At 40.5% G+C, this 23,103-nt stretch carries 19 protein-coding genes and 1 tRNA gene; 15 read left to right on the top strand and 5 right to left on the bottom strand.

Going from position 1 to position 23,103, the window contains the following annotated elements; all coding sequences use genetic code 11:
* Window positions 1–9 precede the first annotated feature (9 nt).
* Complete coding sequence (locus tag ABJN95_RS15640) at window positions 10–3,300, bottom strand: DUF5107 domain-containing protein (RefSeq protein WP_348371607.1); 3,291 nt, start codon at window positions 3,298–3,300, stop codon at window positions 10–12.
* A gap of 244 nt (window positions 3,301–3,544) precedes the next feature.
* Between ABJN95_RS15640 and ABJN95_RS15635 the strand changes: the two genes are divergently transcribed.
* Window positions 3,545–4,378, top strand: coding sequence for a DUF1080 domain-containing protein (locus ABJN95_RS15635; RefSeq protein WP_348371606.1), 834 nt, complete (start codon window positions 3,545–3,547; stop codon window positions 4,376–4,378).
* Here the strand turns inward: ABJN95_RS15635 and ABJN95_RS15630 are convergent, their stop codons facing one another.
* Window positions 4,379–5,224: an alpha/beta hydrolase gene (locus ABJN95_RS15630; RefSeq protein WP_348371604.1), complete on the bottom strand. Its 846-nt coding sequence runs from the start codon at window positions 5,222–5,224 to the stop codon at window positions 4,379–4,381.
* A 53-nt stretch (window positions 5,225–5,277) separates the two neighbouring features.
* Here ABJN95_RS15630 and ABJN95_RS15625 point away from each other — a divergent pair, with 53 nt between their 5' ends.
* From ABJN95_RS15625 to madM, 4 genes are all read left to right on the top strand, one after another.
* The gene (locus ABJN95_RS15625; protein ID WP_348371602.1) at window positions 5,278–6,681 is read left to right on the top strand and encodes a sulfatase; all 1,404 of its coding nucleotides are present in this window, start codon (window positions 5,278–5,280) and stop codon (window positions 6,679–6,681) included.
* A gap of 71 nt (window positions 6,682–6,752) precedes the next feature.
* The gene (locus tag ABJN95_RS15620; protein ID WP_348371601.1) at window positions 6,753–8,234 is read left to right on the top strand and encodes an acyl-CoA synthetase; all 1,482 of its coding nucleotides are present in this window, start codon (window positions 6,753–6,755) and stop codon (window positions 8,232–8,234) included.
* Window positions 8,235–8,246: 12 nt separating this feature from the next.
* On the top strand, window positions 8,247–8,615 hold the full coding sequence (gene madL, locus ABJN95_RS15615) for a malonate transporter subunit MadL (protein WP_348371599.1): 369 nt from the start codon (window positions 8,247–8,249) through the stop codon (window positions 8,613–8,615).
* Window positions 8,616–8,617: 2 nt separating this feature from the next.
* Window positions 8,618–9,364, top strand: coding sequence for a malonate transporter subunit MadM (madM, locus tag ABJN95_RS15610; protein WP_348371597.1), 747 nt, complete (start codon window positions 8,618–8,620; stop codon window positions 9,362–9,364).
* Window positions 9,365–9,381: 17 nt separating this feature from the next.
* Here madM and ABJN95_RS15605 read toward each other — a convergent pair whose 3' ends face one another.
* On the bottom strand, window positions 9,382–10,761 hold the full coding sequence (locus ABJN95_RS15605; protein ID WP_348371595.1) for a Gfo/Idh/MocA family oxidoreductase: 1,380 nt from the start codon (window positions 10,759–10,761) through the stop codon (window positions 9,382–9,384).
* A gap of 198 nt (window positions 10,762–10,959) precedes the next feature.
* On the opposite strand from ABJN95_RS15605, the gene ABJN95_RS15600 reads away from it, so the two are divergent.
* From ABJN95_RS15600 to ABJN95_RS15580, 5 genes are read left to right on the top strand one after another with little or no spacing between them, the layout of a single operon-like run.
* Window positions 10,960–12,681 carry a GMC family oxidoreductase gene (locus ABJN95_RS15600; RefSeq protein WP_348371594.1) on the top strand — a complete coding sequence of 574 codons (1,722 nt, stop codon included), beginning with the start codon at window positions 10,960–10,962 and terminating at the stop codon, window positions 12,679–12,681.
* Window positions 12,682–12,684: 3 nt separating this feature from the next.
* A complete protein-coding gene (locus ABJN95_RS15595; RefSeq protein ID WP_348371592.1) occupies window positions 12,685–13,398 on the top strand; it encodes a gluconate 2-dehydrogenase subunit 3 family protein in 714 nt (237 codons plus the stop codon).
* Between the two features lie 27 nt (window positions 13,399–13,425).
* Window positions 13,426–14,250 (top strand): sugar phosphate isomerase/epimerase, encoded by an 825-nt coding sequence (locus tag ABJN95_RS15590; protein ID WP_348371591.1) that lies wholly within the window; start codon window positions 13,426–13,428, stop codon window positions 14,248–14,250.
* 26 nt (window positions 14,251–14,276) lie between these two features.
* Complete coding sequence (locus ABJN95_RS15585; RefSeq protein WP_348371589.1) at window positions 14,277–15,119, top strand: sugar phosphate isomerase/epimerase; 843 nt, start codon at window positions 14,277–14,279, stop codon at window positions 15,117–15,119.
* A 15-nt stretch (window positions 15,120–15,134) separates the two neighbouring features.
* Window positions 15,135–16,778 carry a sulfatase gene (locus ABJN95_RS15580; RefSeq protein WP_348371588.1) on the top strand — a complete coding sequence of 548 codons (1,644 nt, stop codon included), beginning with the start codon at window positions 15,135–15,137 and terminating at the stop codon, window positions 16,776–16,778.
* 12 nt (window positions 16,779–16,790) lie between these two features.
* Here the strand turns inward: ABJN95_RS15580 and ABJN95_RS15575 are convergent, their stop codons facing one another.
* Entirely contained in the window at window positions 16,791–18,581 is a 1,791-nt protein-coding gene (locus ABJN95_RS15575; RefSeq protein ID WP_348371586.1) for an arylsulfatase, read from the bottom strand.
* A 151-nt stretch (window positions 18,582–18,732) separates the two neighbouring features.
* Between ABJN95_RS15575 and ABJN95_RS15570 the strand changes: the two genes are divergently transcribed.
* The 5 genes from ABJN95_RS15570 (at window position 18,733) to ABJN95_RS15550 (ending at window position 21,932) form a co-directional block, all read left to right on the top strand.
* On the top strand, window positions 18,733–19,461 hold the full coding sequence (locus tag ABJN95_RS15570) for a M15 family metallopeptidase (protein ID WP_348371584.1): 729 nt from the start codon (window positions 18,733–18,735) through the stop codon (window positions 19,459–19,461).
* Window positions 19,462–19,476: 15 nt separating this feature from the next.
* Complete coding sequence (locus ABJN95_RS15565; RefSeq protein WP_348371583.1) at window positions 19,477–20,388, top strand: alpha/beta hydrolase; 912 nt, start codon at window positions 19,477–19,479, stop codon at window positions 20,386–20,388.
* 91 nt (window positions 20,389–20,479) lie between these two features.
* The gene (locus ABJN95_RS15560) at window positions 20,480–21,055 is read left to right on the top strand and encodes a Crp/Fnr family transcriptional regulator (protein ID WP_348371581.1); all 576 of its coding nucleotides are present in this window, start codon (window positions 20,480–20,482) and stop codon (window positions 21,053–21,055) included.
* 133 nt (window positions 21,056–21,188) lie between these two features.
* Window positions 21,189–21,671 carry a hypothetical protein gene (locus tag ABJN95_RS15555; protein WP_348371579.1) on the top strand — a complete coding sequence of 161 codons (483 nt, stop codon included), beginning with the start codon at window positions 21,189–21,191 and terminating at the stop codon, window positions 21,669–21,671.
* Between the two features lie 184 nt (window positions 21,672–21,855).
* Window positions 21,856–21,932 (top strand) — tRNA-Pro (locus ABJN95_RS15550).
* Between the two features lie 375 nt (window positions 21,933–22,307).
* Here the strand turns inward: ABJN95_RS15550 and ABJN95_RS15545 are convergent.
* Window positions 22,308–22,982, bottom strand: a complete 675-nt coding sequence (locus ABJN95_RS15545; RefSeq protein ID WP_348371578.1) for a ZIP family metal transporter — start codon at window positions 22,980–22,982, stop codon at window positions 22,308–22,310.
* Between the last annotated feature and the right edge of the window lie 121 nt (window positions 22,983–23,103).

Genomic DNA, 23,103 nt, shown 5'->3' with positions numbered 1-23,103 from the left:
ATTGCTTTTTTACAAAGTCATCATATTTTTAGCCCACAAATGGTTTTTATACACTTTGAGCGCCTCTTGGAGCAATTCTTGAGCTTTGTCTTGTTGCTTTAATCCCATAGTGCCCAAAGCTTCGAGGTAGTACGAATTTGAAATTGCCTTATTATTGGTGGCAGATGCTTCTTCCACTGCTACGAGTGTGTTATTAGTTCCCTTATCTCGTTGTTTACGAGCACGTTCGATTAAATTATTGAACATTTTTTGGGCTTTATCAAGCTGTCCTAATTGCTCGTTTGACTTTGCTTGATAGAATAGAAGGTCGTACATATTACGACCATTTTCGGCTTTTATACTTTTTTGGAACGCTTCTTTCGCTTTTTTGCTATTCCCCATTTTCGAATAAACAGTCCCCATATAATAGTAAATCATGGCATTTTTCTCATCATGGGTTGGCTTACCGACTTCTAGATTTTCTGGGTATTCTAGAGCTCTTTCCAAATGGCTGATTGCCTTTTGATAATCTTCTTTCTTAAGAAGCTCTTTTGCTTTCAGGGTATGAGCGTCCACGTAATGCCAGTACGTTTCTCTACCACCTTCCCAGGTTCTGAAATGATGTTCATCTAAGAATTGGATAGCTTCATCATAGTCACCGTTGAGATTTAATAGCTCAACATAGGTTTTAGGAGCGGTCACATCGTTTTTGACAATGTCTAGATTCTTTCTTAGAATGTCTAGGTTTTCCTTGAAATCAGCATCTGATTCATCGTAATACTTTGACAGTTCGGCATACCACAGCGGGTTCGAATTGTCAAGCGATATGGCTTGCGTAATATATTCAATGGCTTGGTTTGGATTTTTATCAGTGTAGAAGGCCCCAAACGCCATATTTCTAGAAACCATTGGGATGCTATTATCAATTGCTCCTGCTTTTCTCCAGGCTTCCATAGCATCGTTTGGTCGGTGGTCAAATAAGAGATTGCCTAATAGGTAATAGGCGGTAACATCTTGCGGATTTAATTCGATTGATTTATTCAGTACCGTTTCCGTTTCTTGGCGATACGGAAAAGCATAATCAAGAGACGGCTTATTGTGAGCTTGCAGCGTGTTTTTGGCAGCGATCTTGTTTCCTGATTGGCTTTGAAAATAAGAAATGTAGTACCCTATTAAGGGGTTTTTTGGGTTTTTCAAGGCCGATAGTAGAGCCAATCCATCCTCATAGAAACCTATATTCATATAATAAGTAGCGATTTCTAGATAGTTGTTGTCTACATCTTGCATGTTCTTGTGCCATTTGGCCAGAGAAGTATCTCCTTCTAAAAGACCTTTCTCATAGAGTGCCGTAAAGTTTATGGGATCATATTCCAGCAGATCATTGAGGAGGGTAACCGCCTTTTCTTTCAGGCCTGATTGACGTAAAAGGCTGGCGTAAAAGCTTACGATTCGGCCATCGCGATTGTTTGTTGAATACGCTTCTTTGATATACTCAAGGGCTTTCTCATAGTTCCCTTTTATACTTTCGATTTGGGCCAATTGATGGTTTGCGGCGGAATACCATTGATAATACCAGGTAGCCCTTGCGAGATTTGCTTTGGCCTCTTCTAGTTGCCCTAAGGCTTTGTGCGCCATGCCCATATAATAATAGAGCTCCCCTTCCTTAGGTTGGTAATATTTGATTTTTAACTTGTCGGCTGCTTTCTGCAGATAAGTAAGGGCTTCTTTATATTTCATTTGCCCCAAACGGCGTTGGCCTAAGGCAATATTGGTGCGGTAGTCATTGGGTGATTGTTTGAGCGCTGCCAAATAGTAATCGTCAGGCTCTTTTCCTGGGCGACTAAACTGCTCTACAAAACGCCCAGTGAGATAGAGATCTTCTACGGTTTTTATTTCATCTGGGTCCTTTACTCTTTCTTGTACTTCCGGTAATTTTGGGTGTTTCAATTTGTATGGTCGATAGGAAACTAATTCTCTTCCCTTTTGGTCTTGAATAGCAACATGCAACTGATATTCATCTAAGGGTTTTCGGCTCTTGTAGGTTGCCGTAAACGGATGGGCCGGATCGATATCGATAGTTTTTTCGACTAAAACTGCATCTCCCGACTTTAAAATAACCTTGGCATTTTCAAAAGTAGCAGTAGTATTGAATCCGTAGAATACCGTTTTGGCATTACGCATCTGTAAGGTAACAGAGGCATCTGTAGTCGAATTCTTGACAATCTCTAAATCTCGAATGGGATACCAATAGTTTTTTGCATCTTTTACAGAATGAGGTAGGATCCAACTGTAATCTGGTTGGTTGTTTGAGAAAGTTCCTGTCATCAATTCTACATAGGCCTTGCCGTCATCGGTCAGCTTCCTTCTGGCGTTTTGGCCTTGTAAGCCCGGCCCGAATTGCCAAAGTTTGGAGGCATTATTTTCATACAGGTCTCCTACATGTACGGTACCTGCTTTTTGGCCATAGTCGTATCCACCAATAAACCCCTCCTTGATATCCCACATAAAGAAAGACACCGGGTTGGGGTGGTTTTTCCACCAGCTAAGATCTGTTCCAGCTTTGTAACTCGTTCGACCGTAGCTTGGAGTCTCCTTGGAGATAGGCCATTGTACAAAATTTCTATTGTTATGAAATACCCCAATCTCCTGACTAGGAGGCCAAAATGTACGAAAGTCATCGTTCGCTGTTATGGCAACATTGGCCCAAAAGAGGAAGGTAGTGGTCAGTGTATTAGTATTGTTAATTCGGTAATCTACTTCGATGTACGATCGGCCCGGCCTTAGTGTCATTCCGATAACACCACGCAAATCTCTTGTTTTTTCAGTCTCTCCTATCCAAACCGTAGCACTGCCATCAGTATTCTCAATCATGCGATAATCGCTCTTCATCATGGTGGATGTTCGATGATGGTGTGGAAAACACCATTCGATTCCACCAGAAACCCAAGCACCTAAGGTTCCTATTAAATCAGGTTTGATAACACTATTCGTATGAAAAAGCTCATGTCCATTAGTTTTATCAATGGCCGAGAATAAGCGACCACCGAAGGCCGGAAGCACTTTTACCTTAATGTATTCATTTTCCAAATACACCATTTCATAATTAAGGTCAACTAACGAATCGCCTAATTTGGTTTGGGAGGGGTACGGGTACACCTTACCTTGTGCACCTTGAACGCTGCGTCCTGTATAGAATAAGGGGCTCGTTTCATCTTGCCCTATTTTATAAGTTGGTATGACTTCTGTTCCCTCATAGACTTTTACCTGTGCTTGAGTGGAAATTGAAATGGTGAAGAATAATAATAGAAATGTATTTTTCATAAAGCGCTCGATTTATTTTAAAATTAAATAATGCATGCATTAACAGCTAGTACAGTTGTCTCAATCTGTTGTATTTATGGTTTACTTATGCAGTCTTAAAGTTACCTCAGCGCATGTTACAAATACTGCAGGGAGTTACCCAAAACAGGTCATATTTTATCATTTTTTGCAAGATTTTCGATCTGTCAGGATGTAGTTTGCATTTTGTCTCGTAAATTATAGGTGTTTAAAAAAATGGAAAAATATGTCTAGTGTTAGCAGCCATACAATAAGTCATTTTGATCGTAAACTTTTAAGCATCTGTTTTGGGGTTTTTTTGAGTTTCAGCTTGCAATCGTGTAAAGAAGTAAAACCACCGCCAACAGCTAGCGAAAAGGCTCCAATTACCAGCACTGAAACGGAAGGTTTTGTTCAGATTTTTGACGGTAAATCGCTACAAGGCTGGAATGGGGATCAGAACTACTGGAGGGTTGAAAATGGTAGTTTGATTGGCGAAGTAACCCCATCGACGCTTTTAAAAAATAACACATTTATTGTTTGGGAAGGTGGAGAGCCCTCTGATTTTGAACTAAAGTTGGAGTTCAGAATAACTGAGGCTGGCAATAGTGGAATCAACTATAGAAGTGATGTTCTAGAGAGCATTCCGTTTGCGCTACGTGGTTATCAAGCTGATATTGATGGAAAAATTAGATACACGGGTCAGAATTATGAGGAACGCAAGCGCACTACCTTGGCCTATCGTGGAGAAAAAGTACTTGTTTCAACACAAAATAATCCAGATGAACCTGGTTCGCTAAAATCAAATGTGCAAAACAATTGCTGGCAGAGTAGAGAAGTGGTGTTTCAATTAGGTGAATCAGATTTCCTAAAAACCAAAATAAAATTTGAAGATTGGAATGAGATGCATTTGATTGTTCAAGGAAATCAAATGAAGCATTTTGTGAATGACATTTTGATGAGTGAGGTTCACGACGAAGATAGCATCAATAGAAAAATGTCGGGTAAATTAGGATTGCAGGTGCATGTCGGGCCTCCGATGAAAGTTGCCTACCGAAATATACGATTGAAAAAACTGTAGCTATTCAATACCCACTTCTGGTGTTTTGCTCAAATAGTCCAAAGATTGTAGAAACACATCAGTGGAGCTTAGGGTCTTTTTATAATTCTCAAAATTAGTGTAATTGAAAAACCCATGTGGCTCATCTTCGTATAAATTCAATTCACATCTACTGCCCACTTTTTCCATAACTGTTTTATAGTATTTAGCGGTTTCTACAGGAATCAAATGATCTGCCGTTCCTAGGAAAATAATAGTTGGCGGCACATTTTTTTTGATGTTGTGTAGTGGTGAAAAGTCTTTGTATGCATCTCCAACTCGATCATATCCATATCCGCCAGGCCCATTGTCAATAACCGGGTTGTACAGTACCAAGGCATTCGGCACGCAGCTGATCGTTAAGTCATCAGTCAGTTCGTTATACGCTTCTATCGAAGCCGTTGCCGCGGCGAGATGCCCACCGGCAGAACCTCCAGATGCCACAATTCTCTCTGTGTCAACTTGAAACTTCAAGGCATTTGCTCGCACAAAACGAATGGCCGACTTAGCATCTTTTAACGACTCGAAAGGTGTCGTTTTTTGCCTGGCCTCGACCCTGTAATCTACCAAAAAACAGACGACCCCTCTTTTTGAAAAATACTTCGCATGATGCTCAAATTGCTTTATATTACCACCTTTCCAACCCCCGCCAAAAAAGAAAACCATGGCTGGGTATTTTTTGGTAGCATCCATACTTTTTGGGCTGTAAACTTCCATTACCAGTTCGGTAGTATCTATTTTTTTATATACCAACTCCTCTTGCGCTAAACCTTTGGGAATTACCAGCATTAAAAGTATGAGGAATTGGAAGTATTTTTTTTTTGACATGTGTTTTAATGTTACATTTAACGGGTGTCTCTTGCACCTTGAAATTTGATGTAATGTATAAATTATTTCTTTTCAGTCTGGTATTCAGCTTGCTGTTCTGTAATGCTTGTAAGCAAAAAAGAGAATTAAATTTCCCCATCACCTCTGTTGAAAAGCCCAACATCATCTTTATCCTAACAGATGATCAACGTTTTGACGCTATCGGTTATGCCGGTAACACCTTAATTCATACCCCCGAAATGGACGAATTGGCGAAATCTGGCACTTATTTTCACCACGCCATGGTAACTACGCCCATCTGTGCCGCAAGTCGTGCGAGTATTTTAACCGGACTATACGAACGCACCCACGGCTATACTTTTACGTCAGGAAAAATTAATGCCGCTTATATGGAAAATTCGTATCCTACTATGCTAAAGGAGAACGGATACCGAACTGCATTTTACGGCAAATACGGAGTCAAATACGATAGTCTTGAAAAGCAATTTGATATTTACGAATCCTATGATCGCAATGGTAAATTTCCCGATAGACGGGGGTATTACTATAAAACCCTGGGCAAAGATTCAGTGCATCTAACTAGATATACTGGGCAAAAAGCGCTTGATTATATTAATGCTGCAGAAAAGGGAAAGCCTTTTAGTCTTTCGCTTAGTTTTAGCGCACCGCATGCCCATGATAATGCTGAGGATCAATATTTTTGGCAAGAGGAATCTGATTCCTTACTACAAGGAGTCGATATGCCGGGTCCTGAACTGGCAGGGGAAGACGTTTTTATGGAACAACCGCAGTTCGTGCGTGATGGTTTCAATCGTGCACGCTGGTACTGGCGTTATGATACCCCCGAAAAATACCAACATAGCGTGAAGGGATATTATCGAATGATTTCGGGTATTGATCGTGAAATTGGAAAAATTCGGGAAGCACTTCAGAAGAAAGGATTACATAAAAATACGGTAATCATACTAATGGGTGATAATGGCTATTTCTTGGGAGAACGTCAGTTGGCAGGTAAATGGCTGCTCTATGATAAGTCTGTAAGAGTGCCTCTAATAGTATATGATCCTCGGGTAAAGAAGCATTATGACAGTAATGAAATGGCCCTAAATATAGACATTCCTAATACGATTCTTGACTTGGCAGGGGTGAGACCACCCAATAGCTGGCATGGTAAAAGTTTAATGCCCATAGTAGAGCGCGGTGATCGTTCTTTAGCACGTGATACGGTTTTAATCGAACATCTTTGGGATTTTGAACATATACCGCCAAGTGAAGGAATACGCACCAAAGATTGGAAATACTTCCGCTATGTAAATGACAAATCGTTTGAGGAATTATACCATCTTAAAGAGGATCCGAAGGAAACACAAAACCTGGCATCAGACCCTGCGTATTTGCACAAGTTAAGCGCTTTTCGAAAATCGTGTGATGCACTCATTAAACACCACACAGATTAATTTCACAAGTAGATTGCACCCTATAGAAAGTATCCAAATAGAACGCTATATTTGAATAGTTACCGAACTCCATGATAAACTTAGTACAAAACGCTGAAAACCACCTGCAAAGAATTGCTATAAAAAGCGGGGGAAAATCATACACCTATCAGCAACTACTAGAAGCTTCCAAGAATATCGCCATTGAATTATTACAAGGTAAAGACGATTTGGAGGAAAAACGTATTGCCTTTTTAGTCCAGCCCGGTTTCAAGTACACCGCCATTCAATGGGGTATCTGGCGTGCTGGAGGAATTGCTGTTCCCCTATGTGTAAAACATCCATTTTCATCAATAAAATATGTTATTGACGACACTTCTGCTGCGGTAGTTATTTGTTCTCCGGATTTCGAAGAACTGCTTTCACCATTGAGAAATACCGCTGAAATTCGATTCTTAACATCCGAGTCCTTTCCTGAAACGCAGGCTAATCTTCCCGACATTGCGATGCATCGGCGAGCGATGATTTTGTACACCAGTGGCACTACGGGAAACCCTAAAGGAGTTGTTACCACCCATGATAATATTGAAACTCAAATTACGGCCTTAACCACTTCGTGGGAATGGCATAAAGACGACCATATTCTAAATGTCTTGCCTTTACATCATGTTCACGGTATTATCAATGTCATGTCTTGCGCCCTTTGGACCGGGGCTTGTTGTGAGTTTTTACCCAAATTTGATGCAGATAAAATATTCGAAATATTCGGTAGAAAAGAGGTCAATATTTTTATGGCGGTGCCTACTATTTATTACAAATTAATAGCGCACTATAAGGAGCTTGACAAGGAGGGGCAAAATGAAATATCGGAGGCCTTAAAAGACTTTCGATTAATGGTTTCTGGTTCGGCTGCGCTTCCCGTTTCTGTACTTGAGGAATGGAAAGTTATAAGTGGGCATACCCTGTTAGAACGATATGGTATGACTGAAATGGGAATGGCAATTAGCAACTCGTATCGTGAACAGCGGATGCCAGGTTATATTGGTTTGCCGCTTCATAAGGTCACTGTTCGAATAGCTGATGAGCAGAATACTGAAGTTGCAGTAGGTAGTCAAGGAGAAATTCAAGTAAAAGGCCCTAATGTCTTTAAAGAATATTGGGGAAAGCCTGAAGCTACTGCCCAAACTTTTACCGAAGATGGGTGGTTTAAGACTGGTGATATAGCCGTCTTTGAAAATGGCTGCTATCGCATTTTGGGCAGAAATTCAGTAGACATTATCAAGTCTGGTGGCTATAAAATTTCGGCCCTGGAAATTGAGGAAATACTTCGCAAGCATCCACAAATAAAAGAATGTGGGGTAGTGGGCATTCCCGATGCGGAATGGGGCGAGATTATTGGTGCAAGTCTAATCCTATCTTCCAACGAAATTGATTTGGATGCCCTTAAAGACTGGTTGAAAGACAAGTTACCCGGTTATAAAATGCCCAGAAAGTATATTTTTCAAAAGGATTTACCTAGAAATGTAATGGGTAAAGTGACCAAAAAAGAGCTTCAAAAACTATTTACCAACTGATCCGAACCAGATATGAAGATTTACGGTGTGGCCCTTCTGGCTTTTTGTTTTTTATTAGGCAAGTTTATAGGCAATCTGCTTGGGGCTTTAATAGGCATTAATGGCGATGTAGGCGGAGTTGGTTTCGGAATGTTGCTGCTTATTTTAGGCAATTTGTACCTCAAAAGAAAAGGTTTGCTTGCACCACTTACCGAAAAGGGAATTCTGTTTTGGAGTTCGATGTATATTCCTGTAGTAGTGGCGATGTCAGCCACACAAAACGTAAAAGCAGCTATATCTGAAGGCCCCATAGCTATTATTGTTGGAGTGTTGGTTACTGTGACCGGCTTTTTTCTAGTGCCCTTGATTTCCAAGATTGGAAGAAAAAAACAAAACGACTAGCTATGGAGATCCTTGAGAAGTTGATTGATAAAAACGGATTGATTTTTGCCTTTCTGGTGGTTGGAGTCATAATGTGGACATCTTATTGGGTTTCTAAAAACGTACTGCGCAAAAAGATTCCGGGAGTAGCAATTGCCATTATTGTGGGCTTGATGCTGGCTTTTTTTGGTGATAAAAAAGGAATTGCCGATATCTCTCTTTTTAGTGGTATGGCTTTACTTGGGGGTTCAATGTTGCGCGATTTTACTGTAGTCTCCACAGCGATGGGTGCAGACCTGAACAAAATCAAGCAAGCTGGTCTTGCCGGCACAATAGGATTATTTGTGGGTGTTATTTTTTCTTTTTTTTTAGGCGTTTTTTTAGCATCGATTTTAGGATATACTGACGCGGTTAGCTTGACTACTATAGGAGCGGGAGCTTGCACCTATATTGTCGGACCCGTGACCGGGTCGGCCCTAGGGGCCAGTTCTGATGTAATTGCCATAAGTATTGCTACTGGAGTGGTCAAAGTAATTGTTACCACCATAGGTACGCCTATAATCGCAAAAAAAATTGGTCTAGATAACCCGCATTCTGCTGTTGTCTTTGGTGGCTTAATGGGAACCACAAGTGGCGTGGCGGCCGGACTAGCTGCTACCGACCCGAAATTGGTTCCTTATGGTGCTTTGACGGCCACTTTTTCCACTGGCTTAGGCTGTTTGCTTTGTCCCTCTATTTTCTACTTCATTATTAACGCAGTATGGGGCTAAGCCAATGTACCCGTAATTTATTCAAAATGAATCGGCAACGGATGCGTATAACCCTCCCGATAGGATCTTGTTAACAGTTTTGTGGCTTCGGGGTCATCGAGCACCGTACGTGTAGTTGGATCATATCTTAAAGAACGGCCTAGATCCATAGATAAATTGGCTAAAATGCAACTAGCAGTTGAAATATGCCCTTCTTCAATATCTGCAATGGGTCTAGAATTATTGTTTATGGCATTTAGGAAATCTAGCATATGACGTCGTGTTGCCGGAGCGGCATTCAATTCATTGTCTTTTTCAACCAGATCTTCAGGATATTTTTCTTTTTCGTAGAGCACGTCGAAATGAATTGGCTCAACATTTTTATCATAAGGTACAAAATCAGCCTGCATGGTGCTTCCAGAGAGGGTTCCCTTCTCACCAAATAGCTTGAAAGACCAAGGATATTCGGGGTCAGCTGGGGTTCCCCATGTGCGATGTTGCCATACACAATTCAGATCATCATGTTCGAAAATTGCGGTTTGTGTATCGGCAATGTTCGATTTGCCCTCGGTCTGAACGTAAATTCCCCCAGTGGCTGTTATTTTTTTCGGCCAGCCCAATTGCAACAACCAACGCACCGTATCATACATATGAACACACATATCTCCGGTTATACCATTGCCATATTCCATAAAGGTACGCCACCATCTTCGGTGGGGGAGACCATCATATGGTCGTAGTGGCGCGGGCCCAGTCCACATATCATAGTCCAAAAAATCAGGTACTTCTTGCAAGGGCGGATTACCGTTGGCGCGCATATGAAAATAGCAGCACATCTCAACATGCTTGATTTTTCCCAATAGCCCAGCATCAACAATGGTCTTTTTAGCATCGATGAGGTGGGGCGTACTTTTACGTTGCGTACCAACCTGCACTACTTTATTGTATTTGCGGGCTGCAGCCACCATGGCTTCCCCTTCTATCACATCTACACTTATGGGTTTTTGCACATATACATGAGCACCTGCTTTTAAGGCATCTATACATTGTAAGGCGTGCCAATGGTCAGGTGACCCGATGAGCACAATATCCAATTTGCTTTCCGCTAGGAGTTTCTTATAATCTCCATACATTTTTGGTTTTTTGCCTGATTTTTGCCGTTCGGCCACCTGAGTTGCAGTGCTGTCCATAAACTTGCTATCTACATCACAGACCGATATCACATCAACATCTGCCACCTGTATCAATTTAAAAAGGTCACTGGTGCCATACCAACCACAACCTATAAGACCTACGCGCCAGGGTTTATCACGATAGATCGATTCGAATCCGTACGCTCCCATTGAACTTAAAGCAAGGGCAGCTGAGGTACTTTTTATAAATTTTCTTCGATTGAAATAAAAGGTTTCGGTTTTCATTTTTTAGGCTGTTTTAGATACACGATATCACGGTGAATTTCCGCCTTAAGATAATAAATGATTTCATACAGATCGGTTGATTTTTGTGGACTTCATAACATTTAGTGTCGATTCATGTGAATTCCCTTGTTGTTCGTATAAATAAATGCAACTAAATTTTAAAAAAATCTTAAATTAGGACGAATAAAAAAACAGACTATGCAGATAAAGGAATCGTCAGAAGTTTATGATGTCATTATTGTGGGTTCAGGTGCTGGTGGTGGTATGGCTACAAAACAGTTGGCAGATGCAGGCTTAAATGTTGCTATTGTAGAGGCCGGTCCATTTTTCGATCCGGCCGATCCGGTAACCCAAACGCAATTAAAATGGCCTTATGAATCACCCAGAAGAGGAGCTGGTACAGATCGAGCTTTTGGAGAATGGGATATGTCTTGGGGCGACTGGGAAGTTGATGGTGAGCCCTATACCCAAGAAGAAGGAACCAATTTTATGTGGTGGCGCGCCAGAATGTTGGGCGGGCGTACCAACCACTGGGGTCGTATCTCATTGCGATTTGGCCCGAAAGATTTTAAACATAAAGATGTTGACGGGCTTGGTGACAATTGGCCTATTACTTACGATGATGTAAAACCTTATTACGATAAGTTGGATAAATTGATTGGTGTTTTTGGAACCAATGAAGGCCGTGAAAATGACCCTGATGGGTTTTTCCTTCCACCCCCAAAACCGAGATTGCATGAGCTTTTCTATATTGATGGTGCTAAGAAATCGAATATTCCGGTAATTCCGGGAAGGTTGTCGATGTTGACTAAAAAAATAAATAATGATCGTGGGGTTTGCTTTTATTGTGGTCAGTGCGGGCGTTCGTGCTCGGTATATGCTGACTTCTCTGCTGGGAGCTGCTTGATCTTTCCGGCTCAGAAAAGCGGAGGGAGAGTAAAAATCTTCGTGAATGCTATGGTACGTGAAGTGACCACCAATGAAGAAGGAAGAGCAACAGGAGTTTCTTATATAAATAAGGAAGACAGAAAAGAGTACAAGCTTCGAGCAAAGGTGGTGGTATTAGCGGCATCTGCATGTAGTTCTGCACGTATTCTATTGAACTCAAAAAGCAAGCAACATCCTAATGGCTTAGGCAATAGTAGTGATGTTGTTGGTAAGTATTTACACGATTCTACGGGTGCTAGTGCGGCTGGAGTTATTCCAGGTTTAATGAATCGTAAGGTATCTTATAATGAAGATGGTGTAGGAGGTATGCATGTATATTCTCCTTGGTGGGGCGATAATTCCAAGCTCGATTTTCCTCGAGGATATCATATTGAAGTATGGGGTGGAATGGGCCAACCCAATTACGGTTTTGGCTGGGATCCGAATGGAATGAACAAGTACTTTGGGCTGAAAGTTGGGGGTTACGGAGAAAGTCTGCGCGACGATGTAAAGAAATACTATGGTTCCGTCATCGGTTTTGGTGGTCGGGGAGAGGCTGTTGCACGTAAAGATAACTATTGCGAAATTGACCCAACTACGGTTGATCAGTTTGGTATTCCTGTGTTAAAGTTTAATTACAAATGGTCAGATTTTGAAATAAATCAGGCCAAACATATGCAAGATACCTTTGAAGAATTGATTCATAATATGGGCGGTATTCCCTTAAACGAAAAACCTGGAAAGGATCAAGATTATGGGCTCCACACTCCAGGTCAAATTATTCATGAAGTGGGTACGACTAGAATGGGTGATGACCCGAAAACCTCGGTAACGAACAAGTATCAGCAGCTGCATGACGCAGATAATGTTTTTATTGTTGATGCAGGTCCGTTTGTCTCACAAGCGGACAAGAATTGTACTTGGACGATTATGGCGCTTTCTTGGAGAGCTTCAGATTATATTATTGAACAACTTAAAGCGCAGAACATATAAGTTATGGATAGAAGGAAAAGTTTACAGACGATGATTCTCGGAGGAGCTGCGGTTAGCTCAGGCGTAGTATTCAACTCCTGCAAGACAGAAACTATTGATGAAGCGGTTGCCGAATCTAGTGCGAAGTATTTCGGTCGTACGCCAAAAGAACTGGAGCGTATTGAAAAATTGAATGCTGAAGAATTGTTTAATGCTCACGAAATGGAGACCATTGCTGCACTTAGTGTGGTCATTCTTCCGCCAAAAGAACCCCACGGTGGGCCTATAGAGGCTGGGGTTCCTGAACTTGTGGAATTCATGGGGAAGGATATACCTACTATGGCACCGACTTTGTTGGGAGGGTTAATGTGGTTAGATCATAAAAGTAATACAGAATTTGGCACTGAATTCAAATCGGCTACCTTGGAGCAGAAAAAGCAGATTTGCGATCAAATTTGCTGGCACGATATCGAAGTTCCTTTAGACAAGCAAGCCTTGGAAATTCAATTTTTCTACATGATGCGTGGTCTTACGGTAACTGGATACTATACTTCAAAAGTAGGCATAGCCGATTTGGGCTATAAAGGTAATCAGCCCAATGTCTGGGACGGTGTTCCTCAAGATGTACTTGATCAGCATGGGGTTGCCTACGACCCAGAATGGATAGCCAAGTGCATAGACCAGAGTACAAGAGGTACCATTGCCACCTGGGATGAAAATGGAAACCTGTTGACATAGCATAGTAAGCATATAAAGGAATATATTATGAAAAAAATAATAGCAATAGCATTGTTCGCTATGATGGCGATACCCCTTTCGGCACAAGAAGTGGGTCTTCAATTGTACAGCCTTAGAAATCAATTCAAAACAGATGTTAGCGGAAGTCTCGATATCATTCAATCTTGGGGAATCACCAAGCTGGAAGGTGGTGGTACGTATGGCATGTCAATGGAAGATTTTCAGAAGGAATTGACATCTCGTAATTTGGAAGTGGTGAGTGTGGGTGCAGGTTTTGCTGATCTAGAAAAAAACCCTCAGAAAGTCATCGATAATGCCAAGGCCTTTGGAGCCAAATATGTAATGTGCGCCTGGGTGCCTCACGATGATAATAAATGGGATTTGGAAGAAACCCAACATGCAACTGAAGTTTTTAATAAGGCAGGTAAATTATTGAAAGAAAACGGATTAACATTAGCGTATCATGCGCATGGTTATGAATTCCGGCCGTATAAAGACGGTACCTTATTCGATTATATGGCTGAAAATGCTACAGATTTTACCTTTGAATTAGACGTTTATTGGGCGCATCACGGAGGAGGAGATCCTTTAGCCTTAATGAAAAAGTATCCGAAGAAAATGACCCTGATGCACCTAAAAGACATGGAACATGGTGTTAAGGGGAACAATACTGGGCATGAAGACGTAGAGACCAACGTTGTTTTGGGTACGGGTCAAGTTGATATGGCTGGTGTGGTGGCGGAAGCCAAAAAATTGGGTATTGAGTACATGTTTATCGAAGATGAGTCTTCAAGGGTGGTTGAGCAAGTTCCGCAGAGTTTAGCCTGGTTAAAAAGTTTAGATAAGCCATAACTTCTTTTTTATAATACGACGCAGAAATGCCTAAATCGTTAGTGATTCTTATCATTAGTATGATGCTATCTCCGTTTGCTACGGAGTTTTTGTATGGGCAAGAATTAGGATTGCAGCTCTATAGTCTTAGAAACGAATTTCCAAAAGATGTACCCGCTACTTTTGCTAAAATCAAGGCATGGGGCATTCACAATTTGGAAGATGGCAATGATGGTACCTATGGGTATACCCAAAAGGAATATAACGCCATGTTAGCAGCTAACGATTTAAAAATAGTAAGTGTAAGTGCTCCTTTTGAAGAGTTACGAGATTCGCCAGAAACCGTGTTAGCCAGAGCCAAGAATTATGATGCTAAATATGTGGTCTGTTTTTGGATTCCCCATAATGGCAATACTTTTACCCTTAACGATACTATCAAGGCCTTGGAGGTCTTCAACAAGGCAGGTGAGTTCTTATCAAATAATGGCGTCACTCTAACCTATCATCCCCACGGGTATGAGTTCAGACCTTATAAGGGTGAATTGTTAATCGATTACTTGATCAAGAACTCTGAACACTTTGATTTTGAGATGGATGTGTATTGGTTTGCCCATCCAGGGGAAGACCCTGTGGCTTGGTTGCAAAAGTATCCAGAGGAATTCAAGTTAATGCATTTGAAGGATTGTCAAAAGGGAACCAAGGGAAATCAAAATGGACAATCGGATGTTGAAACAAATGTTGTTTTGGGTACGGGCCAAATAGATATTGCCGGCATTGTTGCCCAAGCCAAAAAGATCGGAATCGAATACCTCTTTATTGAAGATGAATCCTCAAAGGTTATCGACCAAACCCCTAAAAGTATAGCGTTTTTAAAAAGTTTAGCAGAGTAATACCATTTGATAAGAATGAAGAAGTTACCATTAGCAACGAATACCTTTTTGATACTTATAGTGTTCGCGCTGCTTAGTTGTGTAGAGAAAAAAGAAACTGAAAAAGCTGCCCAAGAATTACTTCCCAATATTATTTGGTTGGTGGCTGAAGACCAATCGCCAAACTGGTTTCCGATGTACGGAGATAGTACAATGCGATTGCCATATATTGAATCTTTGGCTAAAGATGGAGTGCTTTTTACGAATGCATATTCGCCTGTTCCGGTATGTGCCCCAGCAAGAAGCGCTATAATAACTGGTATGTATCCAACCACCCTAGGTACACATAATATGAGAACTCATGCTCCATGGCGTGGTGTGCCGGGGAAAAAGCCATATAAAACGCTTGATATTCCTAGTTATTCACCGGTTGTACCTGACGGTGTTAAAATGTTTACGCAATATCTTAGAGAGAAGGGATACTATACTTCGAATGGGCCAAAGGAAGATTACAATTTTAAGAAATTGGCATCTGCGTGGGACGATAGTGGTAAAGAACATCATTGGAGTAATAGAAAAGAAGGGCAACCTTTCTTCTCGGTCTTTAATTTTTCAGTCTGTCATGAGTCGCAGATTTGGGCTAGGGGAAAAGAACAACTTTTTCTATCACCCTCTAAAGTGCAAGTTCCTCCTTATTTTCCTGATAATGAAATCATTCGACATGATTTGGCAGTCAATTATAGCAACCTAAAGCGATTAGATAATCAAATAGGTCAAATCATCAATGGCCTTAAGGCTGATGGACTTTATGATAATAGTATTATTTTCTTTTATGGTGACCATGGTGGCCCATTCCCGAGACATAAAAGAGCAGTGTACGAAACGGGAACCAAAGTCCCAATGGTTATTAAATTTCCTAATTATGATAAAGCCGGTAGTACAGACGACCGCTTTATTAGTTTTATAGATTTGGCTCCTACAGTTCTTTCTCTAGCGGGTATAGAACCACCTAAAGTTATGCAGGGTGTTGCACATTTCGGAAAGTTTGAAGTTGCCAACAAGCCAAAGTACAGCTTTCACTCTGCAGATCGATTTGACGCTATTTATGATAGATTGCGTGCCGTACGCTCTGAGCGATACAAATACATCAAAAGTTTTGACACCACCAAAAGTCACGGGCTACCGGTTTCTTATCGGGAGCAAATGCCCATGATGCGAGAGTTGAGGCGCTTATACAAGGCTGGAAAACTTACTAAAGAACAAGCGCTTTGGTTGCATCCCACAAAACCTGAAGAGGAATTGTATGATTTGCAAAATGATCCTTATGAGCTTCATAATTTGGCCAACTTAGCAGAAATGCAAGATACCTTGATACACTATAGAAAGGTATTGAATGATTGGATTCAAGAAACCAATGACTTAGGTAGAATTCCTGAAGAAGAACTTCTTGCAAAATGGCTTCCGAACGGTAAGCAAGAACAGCTACCCCCCCTTGAGATGGAAGATAAAAATGATGAAATTCGATTGCTTTCTAAGGTAACAGATGCTACCATTCTGTGGCGACAACCAAATGATTCACTTTGGAATATCTACATGGAGCCATTGCCTAAGGGTACATTATTTGAAGCCAAAGCTGAACGCATAGGATATGCAGACAGCGAAGTACTAGAATCGAATTAACTCTTAATATTATTACAGTCGTCGAAACATTAGCAGGCGAACATCCATTGCTCCTTTACCATCCATATAGGGTGCTTTTAGACTCATCGTTCTTCTTCCTTTTCTTAGGTTTATTTCTCCCAAACGCTTTGGTCTGAAATCTTTGACATACGACTCTATACGGGGGTCTCGGTCATTTTCCATACCGCTTAGTGGCGGGTCATGAGCATCGTTAATTCGGCTAACTAACATGCTTTTTCCGTATGTTAATTGAACGGCTACACCCGCATTATCATGTGCAAGGGTATAGTACAGCTCTACCTCGAATTTTCCATCTTCCAGCACTTCGATATCCCAAGTTATAGAATCTTTGACACTTTTCCAGTTGGTAAAAAAGGTATCGTTTGGGTGACGGTTGCTTCGTTTAATATTTCCGTGCGCAATACCGTCGCGAGCAGGTATCTGAGTATATTCGAAATCGGGATGTCCTAGTGTGATTGGGCGGTCATCGGTTACTGAGGTCATTGGCTCGATTTTGGTAAGCCAGTCAATTTTAGATTTTTTAAGCGAATCAACAATTTTTGGAAATTGCTTCGAAATATCAGTTTTTTGGGCTCTATCGGCAACCATATCGTATAGTCTATCTTCACTGTCTAAACGATAGTTTTGTGTTCTGACACTTGTCTTACCGTTCCAATGATTGAATAGCAAACGATCCTCCCATGCTACATTTGATTCTAACAGCAATGGAGCTAAGCTTTTGCCATCTATTGGCTTTTGAGTCTTTTGATTTACCGCTGCAAGATCTAACAACGTTGGCGATATATCGATGGCGCTCCCGATTTGCGATATGGTTTTATGTGCTGCTATTGTACCCTTCCATTGTAGTAGCAAGGGTGATCGTACCCCGCCTTCATCTGTAGAACCTTTTCTTCCGCGCATATTGCCATTCCACCGCCAGCCGTTAGGCCCATTATCGGAGAGATAAACGACGATGGTATTTTCTTCTAATTCTAGTTCCTTTAATTTATGCAGCACACGACCTACATTGTAGTCGATATTTTCTACCATGGCTAAGGCGGCTTTAGTGTGTTCAATGGCTGTAGCTTCTTTACCCACATAATTCAAAGACAGCGCTTTATCTTTAAAGCGATTCCAAAACTCATCTGGAACCTGCATTGGGCTATGTGGGGTATTCAAAGGGAGGTACAAAAAGAAGGGCTTGTCTTTATGCTTAGTCATAAATTCCATACCATGATCAATCAAATCATCTACCAAAAACCCGTCTCCTTTTACAATTCTTCCATTGTGTTCGAGCATCGGACTAAAATAATTACCCCAATGCCCAGAGGCGAAGCCATAGTAGTCGTCAAAACCTCTTGCATTTGGGTGGTATGGAGGCTGCATACCGTTATGCCATTTTCCATAGGCTGCCGTAGCATATCCAGATTTTTTGAGTAGATCAGCTAGTGTAGTTTCACCGGGGTTCATGCGCTCGCCACCGGCTGAGGTTTTGTAGACTCCCGTTCTGGTAAAATGTCTTCCAGTTAGTAATTCTGCTCGGGTAGGCGAGCATACTGGCTGCACATAAAAATTCTCGAAAGAAGCCCCATTTTTAGCTAAGGCATCTATGTTAGGGGTGTTGATATCGACATTTCCATTCATACTCAAATCACCCCACCCTTGATCATCGGCCAAAATAAGAACAATATTTGGCCTTTTCAGGGCTTCATCATTTTCTGAACTTTCGTTTTTGGATTCTTGTTTACAAGAACACAATAGTAGCAATAGGCAAACTATAAGGAATGAAAGACGCTTTGGCATAACAACTTTATTGGTCATTGAACTAGGAAAAGATAGGCTCTAAAAGTCTTAAAAAAAAATGATATAAACTGTAATTTCCAAGATTTCAAGGTCATTTTGTCTGGAACCAAAATCTGTTTATCTTCAAAGGCACAAAAACTTAAATATTTCGATGCACTATCAAATACCAACAAAATGTGTTACCGCGGCAATTATCTTATTCCTAACGGTCTTGATCTATTCATGCAAAGAAAGATTGTCAGCTGAAAAACAGGTAGATAATGCTAAGGAAAAAGTAGATACGCCCTTGGACTCTATGTCTGATAAAACCTTTAAATCACTTGTAGGTTTGGCTGATTCCACCTTCGTGCGATTGACTGATTTTAGTGACGGCTTTGCTTATGATATGCGCTATGCTACGGAAAACAATTTTCTAAAGGCAAAGGTTTATGACTGTGCGGAATGCTACACCCGGGTAAAAACGGTAAAAGCACTTTTGGAAGCTAACAAGGAGTTTAAGACCAAGGGTGTTAAAATCAAATTCTTCGATTGCTATCGCCCGAATGCGGTGCAACACAAAATGTGGAAGATAGTTCCGAACCCGCAGTATGTAGCTAACCCTGTAAAGGGCTCCATACACAATAAGGGCGGAGCAGTAGATATTACTTTGGTCACTTTAGACGGAGAAGAGCTCGATATGGGGACGGACTTCGATTTCTTTGGAAAACGTGCTTATCACGATAATTTAGACTTACCCAAAGAGATTTTGGATAACCGAAAGCTGCTAAAAGAAACCATGGAAAAACACGGGTTTTGGTCTACAAGAACAGAGTGGTGGCACTACAATTTACAAGGTGCCCATAAAGATCCGATTGCGAATTTTAAATGGGAGTGCGAATAATAAAGCCATATAAAAATGAGATATTTAATTGTAGTGTTACTAGTTCTATTTGCGAATAACATTTTGGCCCAGGATACTATTATCTCACTTTGGCCTAAAGACAAGATTCCAAATAGAATAGCGAGTGATGAAAAAGAAATACACAAACGCAATGGTATACTTCGTATCAGCGCTGTTCAAGAACCGACGATAGAGGTGTATTTACCTGCACAATCGAACGCCACTGGCAAGGCAATGTTGATTTTACCCGGTGGGGGATATGGCATTTTAGCTTACGACTGGGAAGGAACTGATATCGCAAAATATTTGAATGGCAAGGGCATTGCCGGAATTGTAGTCAAGTACCGTTTGCCTTCCTCAAAATCACAGACCGATAAGCACAATGTTCCACTTATAGATGCACAACGTGCGATGCGTTTGGTGCGGAGTATGGCAGCGGAGTTTCATATAGATGCTACCAAAATTGGAATCCTTGGGTTTTCGGCAGGAGGTCATTTGGCATCTACCTTGGGTACGCACTTTGAGGAAAAAGTATATGACCCAGTTGACCCTGCAGATCGACTTAGTGCACGCCCCGATTTTATGGCCTTGGGATACCCTGTCATTTCCCTTGGACCTGTATCACATGGTGGTTCAAGGAAAAATCTAATAGGGGAGAACCCTAAGCCCGAAATGGTGCATCATTTCTCGAACGAAAATCAGGTGAGCGAAAACACACCCCCAACCTTTTTGTTTCACGCCACTGATGATGAGGCCGTCGCTGTGGAGAATAGTTTGCTGTTCTATACCGCATTAAAAGACAAAGGGGTATCGGTCGCAATGCACATTTACCCCAAAGGGGGGCATGGATTTTCACTGGCTTTGAAAGACCCTCATTTGTCTGGTTGGACAGCTCGTATGATTGATTGGATTGACAGCCTAGAATGATATTTGTCAACTCAAACTACAATATGACAGTTTAACATAGAAATACCTTGCAAAACCCAGTTTTTACCTAATTTTAAGGTAAAATCTAAATATGAATGCCTTACAGCTTTTCTTTAAAGAATCTCACCAGCTTTCGTCTGATGATCTTACCTTTATTGCAGATCATTTTGAAAAGGTCTCTGTACCAAAGGGGACGGTTCTTTTTGAGCAAGGGGAGGTAGTTGATTCGGTCTATTTTATTGCCGAGGGGGTGTTACACCACTATAATTTTAATCAAGAGGGAGAAAAGGTAACCCTAGAATTACATGATGGCCCTTGTTTTTGTACCGATTTGGAAAGCTTTTCAGAAGTAAAAAAATCCAAAGACGCTTGCGTGACGCTTACAGATAGTACACTCTATGTACTTACCAAAGATAAGTATGATGCCTTGATAAACACCAATTTGAAATGGGCTCATATCGCCAAAGACATTATTGCGAAAACATTGATCAAGATGTTAGATCAATTAAAGGTGGTATCCACAAAGTCAATTGAACAGCGGTACTTAGAATTGGTAAAAAATAAACCTTTGATAATTCAAAATGCCTCTGTTAGAGACATTGCATCGTATTTAGGTACCTCTAGAGAAACGCTACATCGTATTCGCAAAAAAAATATTTTTGCCTAATTCTAGCCTAAAATCCTATTTCTTAAAATTTTGTTAGTGTGTCATTTGACACAGTTGTTGGGTTTAAAATTCAAGAACTTTAGTTATAGAAAGGCGTTTTGCCCTGCTAGAAAACTAAAACAAAACTAACATTATGAGAACAGTAGTATTTAGCTTATTTTTTTTGATCTCCATCACAATGCTTGCCCAAGGTGAGCACTCAAAGAAAAACTATACAAAAGAAATCGAAATAACCAGCTCGGTAGATGATGCTTGGGGCTTATTGTCGAATGTCGCTATGTGGAAAGAATGGAACAGCCATATTGTTGATGCCAGATTATCAGAAGATTTTAAAGATAAATCAAGAGGTAGTTTAGTAACGGCAAACTCTCAAGTGGTAGACTTTCAAATTGTTGATTTTGTAGAAGGAGAACAGTATACTTTACGCCATAAACTATCTTCAGGTACCATTTACTTGAAACGTACTTTGGCGGCTACTGAAACTGGTGCAAAGATCATGGCTGAGGTGTGGTATAAAGGACTTTCCTCGGGGAACTTTAAAAAATATATGGGAAGTGATTACACTATGGTTCTTGAAAGGGAATTACAAAGCTTTCAGCAACTGCTTCAAAACTAGGTATTTGTTGCTTTGAGAAGGTCCTTATTACCCAAAGTAAGGGCCTTCTTTATTTTACAGTATTTTTAAAGCGAAAAGTTATAATATAACTACCGAACTGTTTATTTTTGCATTCCAATTCTAGACTCCAAAACGTTGGACTTTGGAATTTTGTTTTTTAGCATTTACGGCTTTAGTCGTATCGCGGGATGTAGCGCAGTCCGGTAGCGCACTCGGCTGGGGGTCGAGTGGTCGCAGGTTCAAATCCTGTCATCCCGACCAAGCGGAAAAGTGATTTGCATTTGCAAATCACTTTTTTGTTTTCGAGAATGACCAAGACCTAGTTTTGGTAAGAGCTCGGAAACAAAAAAGGTAGAAGCAACAGCTTCACTTTTCCATTTGCAGCAAAGGGTTAATTAGGATTATTTAAATCCTGTCATCTCGACGAAGCACTTTTTAAGTGGCATCAAAGCACTGTTAACTAAATGGTTGACCGTGCTTTTTATTTCGTTCGTAAAATATCGTTTGAAAACACTTTTCCAGTATGCAATTCGGTGTACAAAGCAGTACTGTAAAACTGTCATTTTCTTGGAAATAGGCACTCAAGGCTAGTCTTTAACTTTTAGACAACTATCTCAACCCATCGTTTGAGCGCATTTAGATAAAATAGGCGATTGATATACCCAAACATAGTACCACCAGCTTGGATAAATTGAACTTAAGGTTTTTATTAATTTGAAATAGAACGGTTGTAGCAATATGTAAAAAGACACCAATCATGATGGCATTTACGATATTGATATATTCTGTAGCCAAGATGGTATTATTTGAAATATAAGTACCTAAGGGTGTCATTACCGCAAATACAAGCAAGAAACCAAAGACCTGAATTTTGCTATAGTTGTATTGTAATAAAAATGAAGTTATTAAAGCTGCAATAGGTATTTTATGAATCAATACACCATACACCATATCATTATGTTGGTGAATAGGAAATCCTTCTAAAAAACTATGGATACAAAGACTGACAAATAATACCCATGGAAGTTTTTTACCTTCATTATGTATCTGGGTATGACCATGCTCAATTCCTTTAGAGAAGAATTCTAAAACAATTTGAAGTAAAATGCCTAATAGGATAAATAGAACGGTTTGCTCTGTATCTAAATGGTGATATACTTCTGGCAATAACTCAAAAAGCGCTAATGCCAATAAGAATGCACCACTGAATGACACTAAGAGTTTAGTACCTGTTGTTTTTTGTTTTTTGGCAATAATTGTAATGCTTACACCAATGAAAATGGCAATAACCGGAAGTATATATTTATACATGATGATACTACTTTAATTTTCGTTCAAACGTTCAGACGAATTGATTCTTGTAACTTAAATGTGTCAAAAAAGACGCTGTTTCAAACCTTTTTCGACACATCAATTTTGTTATTGTTTTGAG

It is taken from the genome of Maribacter sp., from assembly GCF_039974175.1.
Taxonomy (GTDB): domain Bacteria; phylum Bacteroidota; class Bacteroidia; order Flavobacteriales; family Flavobacteriaceae; genus Maribacter_C.
This window is presented reverse-complemented; position numbering and strand designations above follow the sequence as displayed.

What these genes read in the sequence shown, in the direction of transcription:
- ABJN95_RS15590 (WP_348371591.1), top strand. Translation starts at nt 13,426, where the DNA reads ATGAAAAAAATAATAGCAATAGCATTGTTCGCTATGATGGCGATACCC.
- ABJN95_RS15560 (WP_348371581.1), top strand. Translation starts at nt 20,480, where the DNA reads ATGAATGCCTTACAGCTTTTCTTTAAAGAATCTCACCAGCTTTCGTCT.
- ABJN95_RS15630 (WP_348371604.1), bottom strand. Translation starts at nt 5,224, where the DNA reads ATGTCAAAAAAAAAATACTTCCAATTCCTCATACTTTTAATGCTGGTA.
- ABJN95_RS15585 (WP_348371589.1), top strand. Translation starts at nt 14,277, where the DNA reads ATGCCTAAATCGTTAGTGATTCTTATCATTAGTATGATGCTATCTCCG.
- ABJN95_RS15555 (WP_348371579.1), top strand. Translation starts at nt 21,189, where the DNA reads ATGAGAACAGTAGTATTTAGCTTATTTTTTTTGATCTCCATCACAATG.
- madM (WP_348371597.1), top strand. Translation starts at nt 8,618, where the DNA reads ATGGAGATCCTTGAGAAGTTGATTGATAAAAACGGATTGATTTTTGCC.
- ABJN95_RS15575 (WP_348371586.1), bottom strand. Translation starts at nt 18,581, where the DNA reads ATGCCAAAGCGTCTTTCATTCCTTATAGTTTGCCTATTGCTACTATTG.
- ABJN95_RS15595 (WP_348371592.1), top strand. Translation starts at nt 12,685, where the DNA reads ATGGATAGAAGGAAAAGTTTACAGACGATGATTCTCGGAGGAGCTGCG.
- madL (WP_348371599.1), top strand. Translation starts at nt 8,247, where the DNA reads ATGAAGATTTACGGTGTGGCCCTTCTGGCTTTTTGTTTTTTATTAGGC.
- ABJN95_RS15620 (WP_348371601.1), top strand. Translation starts at nt 6,753, where the DNA reads ATGATAAACTTAGTACAAAACGCTGAAAACCACCTGCAAAGAATTGCT.
- ABJN95_RS15600 (WP_348371594.1), top strand. Translation starts at nt 10,960, where the DNA reads ATGCAGATAAAGGAATCGTCAGAAGTTTATGATGTCATTATTGTGGGT.
- ABJN95_RS15625 (WP_348371602.1), top strand. Translation starts at nt 5,278, where the DNA reads ATGTATAAATTATTTCTTTTCAGTCTGGTATTCAGCTTGCTGTTCTGT.
- ABJN95_RS15635 (WP_348371606.1), top strand. Translation starts at nt 3,545, where the DNA reads ATGTCTAGTGTTAGCAGCCATACAATAAGTCATTTTGATCGTAAACTT.
- ABJN95_RS15640 (WP_348371607.1), bottom strand. Translation starts at nt 3,300, where the DNA reads ATGAAAAATACATTTCTATTATTATTCTTCACCATTTCAATTTCCACT.
- ABJN95_RS15570 (WP_348371584.1), top strand. Translation starts at nt 18,733, where the DNA reads ATGCACTATCAAATACCAACAAAATGTGTTACCGCGGCAATTATCTTA.
- ABJN95_RS15565 (WP_348371583.1), top strand. Translation starts at nt 19,477, where the DNA reads ATGAGATATTTAATTGTAGTGTTACTAGTTCTATTTGCGAATAACATT.
- ABJN95_RS15545 (WP_348371578.1), bottom strand. Translation starts at nt 22,982, where the DNA reads ATGTATAAATATATACTTCCGGTTATTGCCATTTTCATTGGTGTAAGC.
- ABJN95_RS15605 (WP_348371595.1), bottom strand. Translation starts at nt 10,761, where the DNA reads ATGAAAACCGAAACCTTTTATTTCAATCGAAGAAAATTTATAAAAAGT.
- ABJN95_RS15580 (WP_348371588.1), top strand. Translation starts at nt 15,135, where the DNA reads ATGAAGAAGTTACCATTAGCAACGAATACCTTTTTGATACTTATAGTG.